Genomic DNA, 16,857 nt, shown 5'->3' on the forward strand with positions numbered 1-16,857 from the left:
TGATATTCGGAACTCAGTGACCCCTTTTATCTGCCACAACCTTCGTATTGGCGTAAGGAGTTAACGGGTGATTATTAGAATCAGTAACCTGACTCATTGTCGGCTGTTTATATTGCAAGGACAACCGTTTTTCTGGGTCAATCCCATCAAATGTTGGTGGCAAATAGACTCGTACAATTAATAAAGCCGCCATCACAATTAAGAATGCACAGGCAGCTAAAATTTGAATCCAGGAGGTTTCCAAGACTCCTCGCACAATCACCTCCCGCAGCACAGAGACAATGGAAACTTCTACTGCTACTCCAATCGATACCCGCTGTTCTTGTAAGTAAATAATCAGCAGTCGGAATAACTCAACCAAAATCAGCAAGAACAGAATATCTGAAGTGACGCCAGGGAAATCTAAGGGCGGTAGCAACTCCAAAAACATTTCTCGTAGCTGAATCGCCATCAAAGCAAATAAGCCAACACAGAGGGAAATGATAAATAAGTCTTGGATTGTTTCTAGCGCCCGGACAATGTGATTTCGCTTAACCTGTTCGTACCAGTTTGGTGGCGAGGATGGTAGAGGCTCATGCATGGGAGGTTCCTTCTGTATCACTAGCCCCTAGCTTACATTGTTAACGCTTATCGCTGCAACAGTTTGTTATTTACAAATTTAATGTATGACATCAACAGATTATAGAGGGAGAGAGGCTAACGATTAAATCTTAAATATCAATAATGACGCCATCCTTGTAGTACGAGCATCTTGCTCGCTACTCGTACCCAATTTAAATACATGACAGATTAATGGGCAAACATTGGTGTACTCAGATACCGTTCTCCACCACTGGGTTGAATCACCACAATTAGGCGATCGCGATTTTCGGGACGACACCCCACCTTTAACGCAGCAGACACCGCCGCCCCTGTAGAAATGCCACTAAGAATTCCTTCCTCCTGCGCTAACTGACGCCCGATGTCATAAGCTTGCGCCTCATTCACCTGCATAATTTCGTCAATCAAATTCACCCGCAACACGTCAGGAACAAACCCCGCACCAATTCCTTGTAAATTATGGATTCCCGCAGGTTTGCCACTTAAAACCGCACTCTTAGTTGGCTCAATTGCCACAATTTTCAATTGGGGTTTTTGTTGTTTGAGATAGCGCCCCGCCCCCGTGAGTGTCCCCCCTGTGCCAACGCCTAGCACAAGAATGTCAATTTGTCCATCTGTCCCTTGCCAAATCTCTGGTCCCGTGGTTTGATAATGAATTTTCGGGTTAGCGGGATTACTAAATTGTTGTGGGGAAAAAGCATTGGGGAGAGTCGCCAATAACTCATTCGCCCGGGCGATCGCGCCAGCCATATCTGCTTTAGCAGGTGTCAGCACCACTTCTGCACCGTAGGCTTTCACCAATTGCTGACGTTCACGACTCATATTTTCTGGCATAGTTAAAATTAAGCGATATCCCTTAGCCGCACAAACCATGGCTAAACCAATACCCGTATTCCCCGATGTCGCCTCAATAATCGTCGAGACTCCCGGCTGAATCAATCCCACCTCCTCCGCCTCCGCAACCATACTAATCGCGATGCGATCTTTAATCGATTTGGCTGGATTCATCCCCTCCAGTTTTAAGACAATTGTGGCGACGCAGCCGTGACGTTGGGGAAGGCGTTGAAGTTGCACCAGGGAGGTGCTACCGATAACATCTGTAATGTTTGAGTAAATTTTCATAGATGGCAGATGGAAGTACAATTTCACTTACGATAAAGTCTTAGGGAAATAAACCTAAACGAATCCATAGTTGCCTTGCTGTTACTTGTGCTTGACTGTTCATCTCTAAATACGCGATCGCGACTCTTCCAATAGGTGTTTTCGCCACCAATTTTCCCGAATCGCTGTCTACTTGGAAATGATCATCCCACAAGTCTTGTCTGGGATGAAACAGACTAACTTCCCGATTGGATTCAGGATCGAGTCCACTGATACGAGTTCCTTTACGCAGATTGCAGGAGCGACAAGCAAGAGCCAGATTGAATTCAGCATTAGCGCCGCCTCGGTAAAGGGGTATGATGTGTTCGACTTCAAACGGAAAGTTGAAAACCAGTTCAGGAGCATGACAATATTCACAGCGATGAAAGGCACGATCAGCAACTAGAGTATAGAAAGGATTCATGGGTTCAGTTGCTGTATCAAAGCGGCGGTTCGGGCTGTGGCGGCTTTCAATTCCGCCTCGACAAGACTATCTAACTCCGCTTGTTGTTCTGGAGGTAGCATTTCTCCCTGATCGCGGGCTGTTCGCCACCGATTTATCAACTTAGATAAACGCTGTTGCTCAACTTCACTAAAAAACCAGTCAGGACGAAAGCTTTGGAGAATCAATAGAGTACCCAATTCACCTCCTTCTAGCTGGGCGGTCAATGCATCTAACGCTTCACCTGCGGTTTTACCAGTGGATTGCTTATCACCTGCAATCGCTCGATAAAGCCTCTCACCGCTTGCATCGGATACTGGCAAGATAGCAACTGTAGTCATGTCTTTACTTGAGAGTTTCTTGCTCACCAATTATAGTTTATAGTTGGTTCGTCATTGCGCTGTCTTCGCTTACCTAAACACTGAAGTTCACCCGATCATTAATTCAAAGAAAACCACGGTAAAACCAGCCATCAGCACCAAATGAGGTAAATTGTTCCAGAACGGACGTTGGGTAATTTTTAACAACGGATAGATGCTGAACGCTAAAATTGAAAGCAACGTCACCCCCTGTAAAAAACTCGCCACATCCATACTCCAGGTTAACGTTGGCAAATTCGCGCCAGAATAACCAAAAGTACGAGCAATAACGGGCAGAATCTGACCGGCTTCCGTAATTCCGGCTGGCACATAATAGGCTAAATTCGCCGCTAACATCATGGGCAGATAGGCATAAATGACCTTTAAATAATCTGGCATTTCTTTGTCAAATAAACGCGCCAGTTGATGTGTCAAATAGGTGGCGACAAAGGGAATCAACAGCAACAACGTTACCACAGGGAACGCCGTCAACAAATGCTCAGAATCTAAGGGTATATTCCCAACACCCAACCATCCCAGAATCCGGTGCGAATAGTGCATAAATACGCCGCCAAATAAGAGCAACATCAACGCCACTTCTGCCCAAAACCCTTGATGATTCTCCAATAAATCCACCGCCGGAAATCGCAAATTGAACTGTACTGAACGGTTCGGACAAGCCTTAAGACAGGTCATACATAACACACAATCTCGATTATCCTGTAACTGAGCCGGATGAGAATAGAGAGGACATCCTCCTGTGGCTTGTCCTTCATTCGGTAAGGGATTACTAAAATTAACAGGTGTCGCCTCACTACCTTTATAACAGCCAAAGGTACTGCATTGACTCCCACAAACTTGCTGAACCGATCGCACTTCAATCATAGAAAGTTTGGCAAACATCCCATTCATTCCACCAATGGGACAGAGATAGCGACACCAGAGGCGGCGTTCATAAATGACACTACAAATCACCGCACCCGCAGCAATTGCGACTAATAGCCAAGAGGACAGGTAAGGCGTATGAGGTAAATCCCAGAGTTTCTCCCACAAATAAATCGCTACAAATCCGGCAAATAACACCCAAGCGCCCCATTTATTTAACCATTTCGTGGGCCACGGTAAGAGTTGGCGCGGAAATATCCATAGGGAGACTTTTCTAATCCATTCCCCTGTAATCATAAACGGACATATTGCACACCAAAGGCGACCGACAAAGGCAAATAAAAAGAGGTAGAGGGGCCACCACCATGCCCAGAAAAAATTCAAGGTGATGCTGGCATCTCGGCTTTGCGGACCGATATATCCCATCACTGTCACTGGGATAAAAATTGCCATGACGATAAACCAGAACCGTTGGGGCCACCAGTCACTTAAGAGAAATTTACGTAACCAAGGTAGTTGGTTGAGTAAATCGACACGGAAGGCATTTTTCTTTGATTCTACAGACCAAAGAACCTGTTCTGGAATCACCGATTGTCCGGCGGGTGTCATCAAGACGGCGCGTTGCAGGATTCCTGCGAGTTCGGCAATATTTCCGGGATAATCATAACTGATTAAACGGCGCAAATTGGCTTGATCCAGTTGCAGGATTTCCTCGCGTTGGCGACAGAATTTCTGGAGGAAATAGCGAGCAAATTCGGGAATATCTCCTTTACGTTGGGGGAGGCTAAAGAGTTTGATGGTATGAACATCGACGCCAGATAGGGCGATTTTTTGGGGACTGGCGAGGATCAGGCGCACCCAGGATTGGACAAGGGGTGGCGATGAGGATTCCTCAGATTCGGGGTTGGGATTGGGGGTAAAGCTGCCTGTTTTGATAAAGTGAATTAAGCGATCGCGCTCTTGGGGGGTTAAGAGATGGATATTATCAATCAGTAAACTCCCCCGTTCCAGCAGTTCAATCACCCCCAGTTGTTCTCCCTGTTTACCAAATAGGGCATCGGTATTCACCGCACCCGCTTCAGTTTTGGGTAACTCAGCGCAGTCAATTTCGGCAAACTGACGGTTTTGCAGGGATGAACCAGCATGAATTAACCCCGCCAAGAAGGTTTTGCCACTCCCGGCTGGGGCTTGAAACATGACAGGTTTTAGGTCATCCTGGGCTTGTTGAATCTGCGATCGCAGTTTTTTGGTGGCTTTACTCGTACCGATGATATCTTCTCCCCTGGGTACGGGCTGAATATAGCGCTGTAACCCCTGAATTCTCGCCTGTTCCTTTGCCATTCGCATGGCAAAGTTGGCTAAGTCTTGCGCCAATAGGGTATTAATTGCCCCTTGAAAGTCTGGATAGGTGCGACAGAGGGTACGAAACTCAGTTTGTCCGAGGAACCAAATTTCACTCTTTGTCAGGGCGACGGCGCTGGCGCGATAGCTAGCGGTGTCTTGGTTTTCTACTAATGGCACATAGCCAAAGGTTTCCCCCGCATTGCGATAGGTAATATGGGTTCTACCCACCAGAGAATGGCGATAAATCTCCACAGTTCCCCATTTGAGTAGATACAAACCCGCTGGCTGTAATCCTTGGCGATAGATTTCGCGATTCGGTTCCACTGTCAAGGGTTGAAATGCCCTCGCCATGGCGTGAATCGCAGCATCGCTAAGTTCTCCCCAAACTCGGTGAAAACTCAACCAGTTGCAGCATTCCTGTATTGCTTGATCATCTAGAGTTATATCGATATCAGGGGTAGGTTGGAGAGGGAGTTGTTCAATCTGGCTGGCTGTCATAAAATCGCGCCTGAAAACCTCATATTCGTTTTAACTTATCGGTTATTGACAAAGGACTAATGACCAATGACCAATGACAAATAACCCGTTACAATCGACGATAACAGCGCTCAAAAGCAGGTAAATGGCGATTAGCGGAAGCGTCACGCAATTGGGAGAAAGCTGCAACGATATCAGGTTCCTGAACAAAGGATGAAAAGCGATCGTACATTTTGAGATTCTCGATTTCGCCGTCTATGCTGATTTGACAGGCGGCTTTTAGGCTATCGGGTGCCTCAATCGTTCCAGTAAACGTATCTGCTGGTACTGGCACTCCATACTTCATGAACAGGGCTGCCAATCGTTGAGCGTGTCTGGCTTCGGCGTGAACAATATTACTAAATGGTCGCACACTACCGAACTTATTGATAACTGCTTCGTAGAAAGCGCGGGCTTTATATTCATCTTCGATGGCTTCAACCAACGCGGCTTGGGTTTCGGGGTTGAGTTGATACACAACATTACTGGGTTGTTGTGACGCAGTTTCAGCGAAGGCGCTGCTGCATGTCAGCACCATTGTTCCCAAAACCACGCCAGGGAATCGACACCCTCTGCGTCGTCGCCGATGGTTGCCCGTCTCTAGGGTTGTCTGGCGATGCCGACGATGCTTGTGCTGCCTTTGGTTATGGTGAAGGTTATTCATGGAGGTTTCCCTATCTATATCTCTATCGTTGCCTGATCCAGGCATCAACGAGGGATCACGTAAATGTTCTTCTGATTATTTTATATCACTATAAAGTTATTTAACAATCTTGTGGTTTCATCCGTAGTCTTCCCCATCTCCCCCATCTCCCCCATCTCTTAACGTTTCCGTATTCCGGCGTTCGATGAGTTTTAGGAGGATTTCGCCATGGAAGGAACGACTAATCGGATAGAAGTACGCCCAAGCTAAACCGCCCATGAGGACAATAGCGGGAATCGGACCAATCAGCAGACGAATCGTCCACAACGCTGATTCTGGTTGAGTCGTGGGTAACTGTTCAGAGGTGCTGGAGATAAACCCCGACATATCTAGGGATCTACCCACGAGGAATAGTGCGATCGCGACGGCAATTTTGTGTATTTGTACAACTAAGGCATAGAAAATACCCTCCCGTCGTTGTCCGGTGTTAAATTCATCAAAATCAACCACATCAGGAAGCATTGACCAGGGTACAATATAAGCCGTAGACAAACCCAGCCCCACAAACACCGCCAGAACATACATTAATGCCACTTGATTGGGTTGTAAGAAAAACAGTCCCATCAAGGCACAGACAGTGACAGGGATACCGATACAATAGATAATCCGTTTACCCACCCGTTTGGCGATCGCACTCCAGACAAATGTCATACTTAAGGCTGTCCCTTGAACAGTGAGCGCAGTTTGGGTAAAGTGGTGATCCGGTAATCCCATCCAATGCGTCACAAAAAAGGGCAGAATCGCTGCTGTTGTTTGCAGACTTAACCACGAACACAAATAAATCCCGATCACACAAATAAACGGGAAGTTGCTAAACGCAATCCGAAACTGTTGGGTGATGGGTAAAACGGATACCTGAGTCACCGATTCCCGTTGGGCTTCAATTTGCTTATAACGCTTATAGGTGCCAACAACACACAGGAAAACGGCTAAGGTAGCGACAACTGCACAAATTGTGCCCAGAATCCGATACTCTTGAGACTCATCATCAACGTATGCAAAAATAATCTGGGCTAAACCCAGGGAAAAAATACTCGCACCGATGCTAAACGACGCTTTAAAGCTAATTAAATCAATGCGCTCATCATAGCTTTGAGTGAGTTCAGCCGCTAACGCATTATGGGTGAGAACAACCGAAGTAAACGCCGCATAAAAGAGAATCCCAACTCCCCCATAATAGGCAAACAGTAGCCATTGATTCGAGGTAGGCGGAACAAACCACTGTAAACCAAAGCCAATCCCCAAAGGAATCGCCCCAATCAGCATCCACGGGTAACGCCGCCCTAACGGAGAACGAGTGCGATCGCTCAAATACCCGATCATCGGATCGTTAATCGCATCCCAAACCTTGCCAATCAGCAAAACACTCCCCGCCAAGGTGGGATTTAACCCCGCGACATTGGTGAGGAAAAACAGCAAGAAAAAGACTAAGATATTACCCGGAATCTCTCCTCCCAGTTCTCCAACTCCATAAGCGAGTTTGGTGGGCAAATTCAAGGGTTCACTGGGAGTTTTCTGGGGAAAAGGGTTAGCCATCAGGGAAGTTTACCACTCATTTTGAGCGATCATCTCACTTCTGATGGCAGATGACAAGGTTATCCTTCGTCTTATGTCCTTCGTCTTATGTCCTTCGTCTTATGTCATTTGTCCTTTGTTTTCTTTTTCCGAATGACGTAGCTTGCTTTTCGCGAAGCGAGTAGGATAAATGACGAATTTCACTTTGTCTACAGATAGTTAATTAATTGTCGTACATTTCGGCAACTTCGTGCAGCGACTTTTCAAATTCCAGGCGCTGTTGAGCATTGCGGAGAAAATAACCGCTCATCATTGCAGAAACTAATAACCGACTCAGATTTTCGCGGTTGGTCGTAACCGTGACATTAAAATGTTCATGAGGGAGTGCGCCTAACATTCCGATTAGGTTGCGTTCCATCACCTGAACCACTTCCGGATCGGGTTTAGAGAGTTGGGCGACGGTTTCTGGATGCAGAGACTGGACATATTGCCAGAGTAAGTTACCGCCTTCGCCTTCGCCATCAAAAAATTCTGGAACTCGATTGGACAGATTGTTCATGGTAATAATCGAAATTGGGTAGTGTCGTTTGTTTTCCTATCTCTTATCTTTTACTTTAATCAATCTTCTAGTCCTCGCCTAGTGAGTGCAACCGAACACCTGTGGCGGATTTTACGACGTGATCAACTATAGACTCACATTAAATAGGTGGACACAATAAAAGCTAACGGTGAAGATCGTCATTCGTCATTCGTCATTTAGTCGGGGCGGGTTTAGTTAAATCTGGGTATAACCAAAAAGATAGTAGTGAAACCCGCCCCTACACACTCCTTATAGGCGTAGGTTTTTTATTTTAGGGTGGGGACAAGACAACCCCCCTCACTGCTTCCGCCCAACCCTGAGAACCGGGTGCGGGTGCAACTTGCCATCCTTTACCGGATAAGCCGGGATTAATTCCTTTATTTCCAGGAACAATTACCGGGCTATCCACCACTTCCAGCATCTCCAAGTCATTGGGACTATTACCTAAACCCAGGGTAGTAATTTTGGCATCAGGTCGAGCAGATTGGTAGGAATCTACTAACCACTGTACCGCTTTTCCTTTACCTGCTCCAGCACCAATCAAATGACAGAAGCGATCGCCAACAACTATCCGGTATCCTAAGTCTTGTACAATTTTGTTCAGGCGTTCTGGTGTTACCTTCTTAGGAGTCAGAAAGGGTTCGGTAAACTCCCGCGCCTTGGCTTGTTTGGCTTCATCGGAGGACAACCCTGTCAAGTGACAAATCTCGGCTTCACTCATATCCCCAAATCCCTGCAAGGGTTCATTGAGGGCGGTGGCTATTTTCTCTAATCCCTGTCTTGCTTCAGCATAAGTACAACCTAAGCGATGCAGATAATAATCCCCCCATTGGTTACTTTTGGGTAAGGTTAAGTCGTTATAATCGAGGGGAACAAAGATACCGCTACCATTTTCCACAATAAACGGATCATTGATTTGTAGGGATTGGCGTAGCGTTTCGACTTCTAGGCGTGTCTTACTGGTAACCGGAATAACCGGAACCTGATTATTCTTTAAGGTATTGAGAACAGGAATCGCATTCTGATAACTGTAAGTATCAGAATCTATAAGTGTGCCATCTAAGTCGGTGAAAATGATTAAAACGTTTGTCATTCGTTATACCCAATTTGGGTTAGGCACCCCGATTATATAGCAGTAGACACATCGATTAGGACTTTCGGCACCATTGTAGAGACGCGCCATAGCGCGTCTCTACATAAATGATGTGTCCTAACCGCTATGGCGGTTGCTATAACTCAGTCCGCGCAGGCGGACTACCCTGTCAAGTACATTTTTTATCGGTTTGCTTGTGCAAGTCAGGTTGACCCATATCCAGGGCGCGATCGCAAACCCCCCTTTCCTCTTGCTCCACAATGACCGCCCGACAAGGTTTTTGATTCACCCCGTTAGGGGCGCGATCGCAAACCCTTCCTCTTGCTCCACAATGACTCTGACTTTTGTCAAGTACAATTTATACTAAATTAGATGAGCTTACCCTGTTGAGGCTGGTTAACAAAACCAGCGTGGACGTGCTGTTTTGTTGTGTCCGACTACTTAGAATATTTTGGTTTATTTATAGATTAACAAGAACATGGAACGTGGTTTACTCTGGTTACCCTTACTCGCTGTATTTATTTGGCTAGCTTGGTCAGGTTGGAATGAATATCAAAAAGTTGAGGCATATCGTGTATGGGCAGAACAATTTGAACGGGCAAAATATGATATTTATGCGGTACTGGGACAAAAGGGGAAGAATCTGACCTGGGGAAAACCGACTCGTTCGGGTCCGGTGGATATAGAAACCTTTTCTCTGAATGATGTCCAAAGCATTAAACTGGTAGTTGATGGGCAAATTGTTACCTTAGAGAATCCGCCCAAAAAAGGTCGCGCGATCGCACTAGAGTTTCTCCTCCCAGAATCCACAGTTCAGGTTCCGTTTACCGAAATTCCTCTGGCGGTGGAGTGGGGAAAATTTCTCCGGAATTATAAATAACTTTTGTCGGAGCAGATTTCACGAAGTAGCGACTAAGAGAGTCACTCTACAATGATGTCTGATACCATGTCTAACCTCACCTAGAGCGTCGGTCAAGTATTCCGAGAAACCGGGTTTCTCGTGAGGATGACAACGAAATATCCAGCTTTCACCCAAAGAAACCCGGTTTCTAGACCGATATCCTAGATTTTCCGGTTCCCGGTTCTTCCTTCCCTGTCTAGTAACAAATGACCAATGACCAATGACAAATGACAAATTGGAACGCTAAGTCCTGAAATTCGTCTTTAAGAATAATAGTTCTGGTGCTTTTTCTATGAAACCTATCTTACCTATTTTTGCGATTATCGGATTACTCCAGAGTTGCACCACCCCGGTGAACATTTCCTCTCAAGCCATCAGGAATCCCGCTAATTGCCCTAGCCAAACTGAACCCCTACCGATCGCGTCTGCTAATGAGGAGGGACTGTATCAGCAATTTGATTATCACATTCGCGATATTATTACAGATGCTGATACGATTACATTCCAGACACAGCAGTATGATATTGTATTTTGCCGATTTGATCGCACTTGGACAGTAGAACCGGGAACGTTAGCCCCTGAATTCCAGACAGCTAATAATCCTGAACAATTCTCAGAAAATATCCAGAACCCTCCCTATCAAACTATTGAACTGAACGGAAAATCTTATCAATATCGCGTCATTCTCGAACCGAATCCCTTTGGCAATGAAGCCCAAGGAATTGAACCCGAAACGGTTGTCTTTGAACTGATTACTCCCAATAGCGAACAACCCCAACGTCACCCCCTCTATACTTTAGACCAAGTAAAGCAGGCTGAAGTCGGATTTTCCTTGGGAGTTCCGCGAATTACCTCTGCCCTCAGTTATGCGGATCGCCTATTTTTGTCCGTTGCATCGGAACAAGGGGAAGGATTTAGTGGTATCGCCACGATGGTTGGTTACAATCCCGATATGAATGAGTTGGTGGTGATTCAACCTGAAGAAATCCAAGGGCAACAAATTACTGATTTTGTCATCGCCGGAGATCCCGGCAATCCAGTCTTTTGGTTGGGAACTCAAATCAGTGGTGAAGGGAATCCCTATTTATCCGGAATGGGATTAGTCGCCTATCGTCCTTCTCCCCCTAGTCTCAAATCCGGAACAATTACCTCTTACACTGTCCGCAATAGTCCAATAGTTGGCGCAATTCCTGATCAACTGCACTTAGAAGGCGATCGCCTCTGGGTGGGAACCGGAAACGGGGTTTGCCAGGTTCGTTGGCAAGGGGCAGATAATCCTGGAAATTGGTCTTGTTGGCGATTTGCAGCAAAGGCGGAACTACCGAGTCAGGGATTACCGATTTACCGCCGTTTATTAGCGGAAACTCCAGCCGTTACCCTTGACCCAGATCAGGTGGGAGACACGGTAGAGGTGTTATGGTGGTCTCCGTTGGACTACCAAACCCAAAAAGGGCGGTATGAAGTTCGGTATGAGGATGGCTTTACCGTCACCTTAGACGAGGGGACGAGTTCTTGGTCTGAGAAATATGGGTCATCATGGCAACCTCGCCCTTGGCAACCGCCTTTCTACTGGGCGGGACACGAATGGCATTGGCAAGGCGATCGCTTTGTACGCGGTTTTGATCAAGTCGCCCTAAATTTCTTTGGTGGTGGACCTCTGGGAATTGTATCCGATCAGGATCAATGGACAGGGGAAAAGCCTGCCAATATGAACGTCTTGCGGGGTGATCTGGAAGTATTGGAATTAACAGAAACGACCACTAAGCTGAATTACCATTCAGGTTGGGTGGAGGAAGAGTTCCTCAATCCTTATTTCACGGTAGTACCCCAAAATCGTCCCTTCAATCCTCGTCCTAATCCTTTGAATGATCTTTAATCATAGATGAGCTAAATAGGGGTTGCTGAATAAGTCTTGTGGTGGGGAGAGGCAATAGGGAATAGGCAACACCTCGGCTTCGCTCGGTGTGTCATGGGCAATGGTTTCAACCCTCTGTCGAGGTAAAATTTAGTGCTGTTGTCGGCAAAAATTCCAAGCTGCAAGAGAGTGGTAGTGTAAAAACCTTGCACTTGCTAGGTGGCAAAAGGGATTAGAACCCTTGTATAGTATAGCTTCCGGATTAATTCAGCAAGCCCTAAATAGGATTGCTATATCACATACAGACGCTTCCAAAGTACCTTTGGAACACCGCTTGCTTCTTGCTCCCCTCTCCCCAGGGTGATACTGCTGGTCATTAACTGAGGGGTCTGACCCCTCCCCAAACCCCTCCCCGACGCGGGGAGGGGCTTTGATGCTCCCCCTTCCCTCGCAGGGAAGGGGGCTGGGGGGTTAGGTTTTTCCAATTCGCCAGCAGTATCCCAGGGTGGGAGAGGGGCTGGGGGTGAGGGGTTGAGAATGGGCAATACCGTACCCTTACAATGCTCCTTTCACCTCTGGCGCTGTTGCTACTTGATAAACTAGGGTGACTTGACGTTTAGAGTAGGGCGCGAGGGTCAATTTCCAGGTACAAAATCCATCATTATCGGGTTGAACTCCATTGGTCGTTTTTTTCGTTAAAACTTTACCTTGACTTGCTCTAATTCTGACACCGGAACCCGCTCTGTTATTGTAATCTCTCTCGGTTCAGCGGCAATATTAGAGAGAAATAACTGGGTTTGCGTAATCACTCGTTTCCACTGGGTTAGATGGTCTTTTTCTTGTTTTTTCGTTTGGCTACGCTGCACCCGCATGGCTTCATCAGACCCCCATCCTAAGGCAAATTTTTCTCCGGGGGCGATGAATCCAATGGCAGTTTTGCCGACAAATTCGGAAGAACGTACTAAGTCCACAGGTCCAGCGAGAATGGGACAGGTTGATGAATTAATTTGTTCGCTTTTGAGAACAACCTGACAGGATACTTCTGGCATTAAGATATATTCAATCTCAGCCTTGGACTCAAAGGAAAAAATTGGCACCCGATAGGGACGACCATCAGAGGGAATTGTTGCTTTTTGGCTAGGGCGAAGCGTCCGGACTTCGCCGCCATCATCAACACCCGGTAAGTTTACTGAATTAGTCGTTTCTCTCTGTGGAGGGGTGACACCTGTACCCAGTCCAGTGGTTTGAATTTGCTGATTTCGGGTTTCAACAATAATTTGTTTGGATTTTTCTTTGACATTTAATTTGTCATCGCTTAAAAGAGGGGGTTCAGTGCCCAGAGATGTGCGGGCAGTGGAAAAGATTAAATCAACATTTGTCCAGTCTTCTCCTGTATTTTGCCAGACACACCCATCCATCCGAAAGGATAGAGTAGCTGGTGATGAAGACCCATTAGTTGGGACTAGCAGACGGGCTTGATGCCAAGGACGCCATAAGGCATTGGGAACAACGTAATCGAAGGTAATTTCATAGTCTCCAGGGTCAGAAATCATTAAATCGGATTCAATTTTGGCGGTGTAAATTGTATCGGGACGGGATAGGGATTGGAGGTGAGTGGTTATGTCATCAATTTGCCGTCTGAGTTGTGCTTGATGTTCACCGCTGGTTAAGGTTTCTGTCCGCAATTCACGGAGTTGTTTAAACAGAATTTGCAATTGTTCCCGCCAGGTTTTGGGGTCAATTTGTCCCCAAACGGCATCAATGGGTAATTCTTGTAAGGCTTTGCTTAAGATGGTATTGACTTGTTTAAAGCAATACTTCTGATGTTGAGAGTCTTCTGAAACTATGGCGAGGTGATGCTGGTGCGATCGCAACTCGTTATACAAGGGTTGAATGTCTTCGGGTCGTTCTTCGTCTTTGACGATTATCTGGCGACGAACGCGGACATCATTAATTCTGGCATTATCATAGTTTTCTGCAAATTCTGCCCGCAGGGATTTATCGGAAAGTACGGGGGCGACATTTTCTACAGTGATGCGCCATAATCCTGATGTTAGGTTGGTTTTCCCCCGGCGTTGCACTAAGGCGCGGTCTTCGAGTAGGGTAACGAGGGTGACGGGTGCGTCGAGGGTTAAGGATTGAATGTCTTGTTGGGGTGTAATTGATGGCATAATTGACCTCTGTAAATTTTAGCGTAGTTTGTAGTAAGCACGAAGAGTGCTATAACGCCTAGCTGGAGAGGGCTAAAGCCCCTCACTACGAACGAACTATTCCCGTCGATTCCCACCGATTACTTCACTATCGGCGTAGGTTTTAATGGTGTACTGTGCTGATAATTTTGCCTGTTGTTGACCGGGTACTTTTATCCGCCAGCGATAGCCGCCTCGAATGGGTTTTCCGCGTTCTTCTTGTTCGTATTTTTGCCATTGCGGGTAAACTTTACCAAGTTCTACATCAACTTTTTCTCCTTCTTGAGGGACGGGAATCCGTTCTCGAATTTCAATCCGTGCTTCGTTGGCTAAACGGTTAGCAATGTCAATTGTAAGGTGGTGATGGAGTTCGTTGAATGCGACTAATAAATGACTGGAACGTTTTTCCTGATATGTCGTGTTTCGAGCCACTTTTATCCCTTGTTCAACGCCTAAACCTAATTCAACTTGTCCCTTGGCGGGTACGGTGGGTAATGTCGTGGATAAGATATACTCCCCATCAACATAAACATCAGCTGAACCACTTAAAAGTGGGGCATCTAGGGGATTACAAAGTTGAACAATTCGGAAAACATTTGTATCTTCACGGGGAACGACAACATAGCGCAGGTTGACATTGGTACTTTGGCTAGTTAGTGCCACAGAATGAAATTGTCCATCTGACGGAACATCTACCCGTCCATCGGCAGGGTAAGCATAATCAAAGGAACCTGCTGCTTCACGTACTGATATTCCACCAAATGGTAATGGGGTAGACAGACATTGTTGGGAAGTTGATATCGCTTGTTTGACGATTTCTAGGACATTGAATGTTACCACAAGTTGCTGTTGCTTAAGGATTGCTAGATAAACATCCTGCTGGTTTTGAAGTAGTAATTTCCCTCGCTGATTGGCATCATCTGCGCCGGGAAGTCGCATTAAATTGTAAGTCATTAGGTCATTTTTAATCCATCCAGTTGAGAAACCAAAGGCTGATTTTTGTACCCTCATGTAAATATTTTGCCCATACCGAGCCGGGATGATTTCGACGAATAAATTGACCATGCGTCTCTGAAACAGACGCTGAAACTGACCACTTTGCAATAGACGTTTGTTGATGTCTAAATCTGCCATGATTTTGATACGATTAGCCACAGCATTTTTAATCTTTTTCGGTAAGGGATCGAAGGCTTGCCGCAGTACGCCATCTTTACGAAAACGAACCCGCAAGTATTCTTCTTGGGGTTCGATGTGAATGTCGGAGACTCCCTCTTGTAAGGCTTTGATGAGAATACGATTCACAAAGTTAATTATCCCAGCACTCCCTTCATTCAAAACTTCGCCTAAGTCGCATTCTGTTTCTTCTGGTGCATCGGACGGGGTAAGACAATCCAAATCCTTACTGATGCCTATATGGTTGGCAGCTTCTTGTTCCTTCTCTTGTGCCAGCTTTTGATCCCGATATTGATTAATCAGATTCTGATAATCTTCTTGGGTAATCACCATCCGCCGTAGCCCAATTCCTTGAGGGCGGAGAATCCGGTTGAGATCATCTTGGGCATCCAGATTATCCGGATCAACCATTGCCACTAGAACGGATGGGGGTTGACCATCATTTTTGAATAACGGGACTAAACGATAGCGACTACAGATGTCAATAGGAATGAGGCTTTCAATCAGTTCCTTGACTTGGTGTCCGGAAATTTCACTAAGTTCTGGATCAAGAGATTCAACACCGTAAATTGTTTTGAGTTCAAACAGTTGCTGTTTTTTGTAATGGCGGATTAAGTCGGGTGGCAACTGACGCCCGGTAATGGCTTCAATAACATCGGTCAGAGGTCGTCCTGACTTACGGCTTTCTATCCGCGCTTGTTCTATCTGCCGTTCATCAACATAACCTAACTGTAATAATCGATTGTAGAATGAACTTTTGATTCTACTCGCTGGTTGTGTAAAGGCTCTTGGTGTTGAGGTTCTATTCTTTTGTAGATTTTCTCTTACAGTCTGTTTACCTCCTAAGTTCAACTCTTGTACTGATGACACATCAATTGAAGATGATTCCAGGTTTTGGAACTGTTCAGATACCGTGACTAACTGCGGCTTCTGGCGGTCATAATCGGCAAACAGCATTGTTGCACCAACGGGAGGTAAACGCCAACCGGATTTTCTGGGGACAGGCTGGGTACGCCCTAACCGCAGTGAGGGTAATTCTGGCAACTCACACCACGTCATCGGGTTAGCTGTTGAGAGTTCCAAGCGAACTCCAGACCAATCTTCTCCTGTGTGCTGACACAAAAAAGCCCGAACTGCGATCGCGGCGGTATTCGTGCTACTCTCTAAACGGCATAAATAGGTGGGTGTCCAGCGTGCGCCAGGAACGAAATACTCGACAATTAACTGTTGCTGGGAAACTGTCACCTCCGCCGGATAACTTAAGCTGATAATCACCGTTTTCCGCAATTCGTGCGGTTTCACCTGTTGGGCAGTTGACGCCAGTTTCTGTTTGTGTAATAACTCGTCTAAGTGGGTTTTTGCCTCCTTTAAGCTGTTCTGGGTTTCCCGTCGTTCCTGAATGCGACTACGGATTTGCTCATCTTGGAAATTCGCGATCGCTAATCGGGCGGCTAGGGGTGAAGGGGGGGGTGCTTTTCCCGGTTCTGCTTTCGGTTGATTGGGTACATGAAGCTGTTTTAGGACAGAGATTTCGTTATCAATTAGGGCAATCGTCTCTTGAA

General features: G+C 46.2%; 13 protein-coding genes. 2 read left to right on the plus strand and 11 right to left on the minus strand.

What is annotated here, in order from left to right:
- Positions 1–13 precede the first annotated feature (13 nt).
- The 9 genes from RH949_RS31095 to RH949_RS31135 form a co-directional block, all read right to left on the minus strand.
- Entirely contained in the window at positions 14–580 is a 567-nt protein-coding gene (locus RH949_RS31095; RefSeq protein ID WP_446358626.1) for a phosphate-starvation-inducible PsiE family protein, read from the minus strand.
- A gap of 209 nt (positions 581–789) precedes the next feature.
- Positions 790–1,722, minus strand: coding sequence for a cysteine synthase A (cysK, locus tag RH949_RS31100; protein ID WP_446358628.1), 933 nt, complete (start codon positions 1,720–1,722; stop codon positions 790–792).
- 40 nt (positions 1,723–1,762) lie between these two features.
- Complete coding sequence (locus RH949_RS31105) at positions 1,763–2,164, minus strand: HNH endonuclease (RefSeq protein WP_446358630.1); 402 nt, start codon at positions 2,162–2,164, stop codon at positions 1,763–1,765.
- Entirely contained in the window at positions 2,161–2,523 is a 363-nt protein-coding gene (locus RH949_RS31110; protein ID WP_446358632.1) for a hypothetical protein, read from the minus strand. Before RH949_RS31110 ends, RH949_RS31105 begins: the two co-directional genes overlap by 4 nt.
- Positions 2,524–2,610: 87 nt before the next feature.
- Entirely contained in the window at positions 2,611–5,268 is a 2,658-nt protein-coding gene (locus RH949_RS31115) for a cyclic nucleotide-binding domain-containing protein (protein WP_446358634.1), read from the minus strand.
- Between the two features lie 88 nt (positions 5,269–5,356).
- The gene (locus RH949_RS31120) at positions 5,357–5,950 is read right to left on the minus strand and encodes a ferritin-like domain-containing protein (protein WP_446358636.1); all 594 of its coding nucleotides are present in this window, start codon (positions 5,948–5,950) and stop codon (positions 5,357–5,359) included.
- Between the two features lie 117 nt (positions 5,951–6,067).
- Positions 6,068–7,525 (minus strand): MFS transporter, encoded by a 1,458-nt coding sequence (locus tag RH949_RS31125; protein ID WP_006105961.1) that lies wholly within the window; start codon positions 7,523–7,525, stop codon positions 6,068–6,070.
- 202 nt (positions 7,526–7,727) lie between these two features.
- On the minus strand, positions 7,728–8,063 hold the full coding sequence (locus tag RH949_RS31130; protein WP_006105960.1) for a DUF760 domain-containing protein: 336 nt from the start codon (positions 8,061–8,063) through the stop codon (positions 7,728–7,730).
- Positions 8,064–8,355: 292 nt separating this feature from the next.
- The gene (locus tag RH949_RS31135; RefSeq protein ID WP_006105952.1) at positions 8,356–9,177 is read right to left on the minus strand and encodes an HAD-IIB family hydrolase; all 822 of its coding nucleotides are present in this window, start codon (positions 9,175–9,177) and stop codon (positions 8,356–8,358) included.
- Positions 9,178–9,655: 478 nt separating this feature from the next.
- Between RH949_RS31135 and RH949_RS31140 the strand changes: the two genes are divergently transcribed.
- Both RH949_RS31140 and RH949_RS31145 read left to right on the plus strand, forming a co-directional pair.
- Complete coding sequence (locus RH949_RS31140; protein WP_446358639.1) at positions 9,656–10,057, plus strand: hypothetical protein; 402 nt, start codon at positions 9,656–9,658, stop codon at positions 10,055–10,057.
- A gap of 313 nt (positions 10,058–10,370) precedes the next feature.
- The gene (locus RH949_RS31145; RefSeq protein ID WP_446358641.1) at positions 10,371–11,954 is read left to right on the plus strand and encodes a hypothetical protein; all 1,584 of its coding nucleotides are present in this window, start codon (positions 10,371–10,373) and stop codon (positions 11,952–11,954) included.
- Positions 11,955–12,628: 674 nt separating this feature from the next.
- Here RH949_RS31145 and RH949_RS31150 read toward each other — a convergent pair.
- Complete coding sequence (locus tag RH949_RS31150; RefSeq protein WP_446358643.1) at positions 12,629–14,104, minus strand: mucoidy inhibitor MuiA family protein; 1,476 nt, start codon at positions 14,102–14,104, stop codon at positions 12,629–12,631.
- A 96-nt stretch (positions 14,105–14,200) separates the two neighbouring features.
- Positions 14,201–16,857: ATPase, T2SS/T4P/T4SS family (locus RH949_RS31155; protein ID WP_446358645.1), on the minus strand; the 2,657-nt coding region annotated here is incomplete at its 5' end.

The sequence above is a fragment of the Coleofasciculus sp. A1-SPW-01 genome, from assembly GCF_040217205.1.
Lineage (GTDB): Bacteria > Cyanobacteriota > Cyanobacteriia > Cyanobacteriales > Coleofasciculaceae > Coleofasciculus > Coleofasciculus chthonoplastes_A.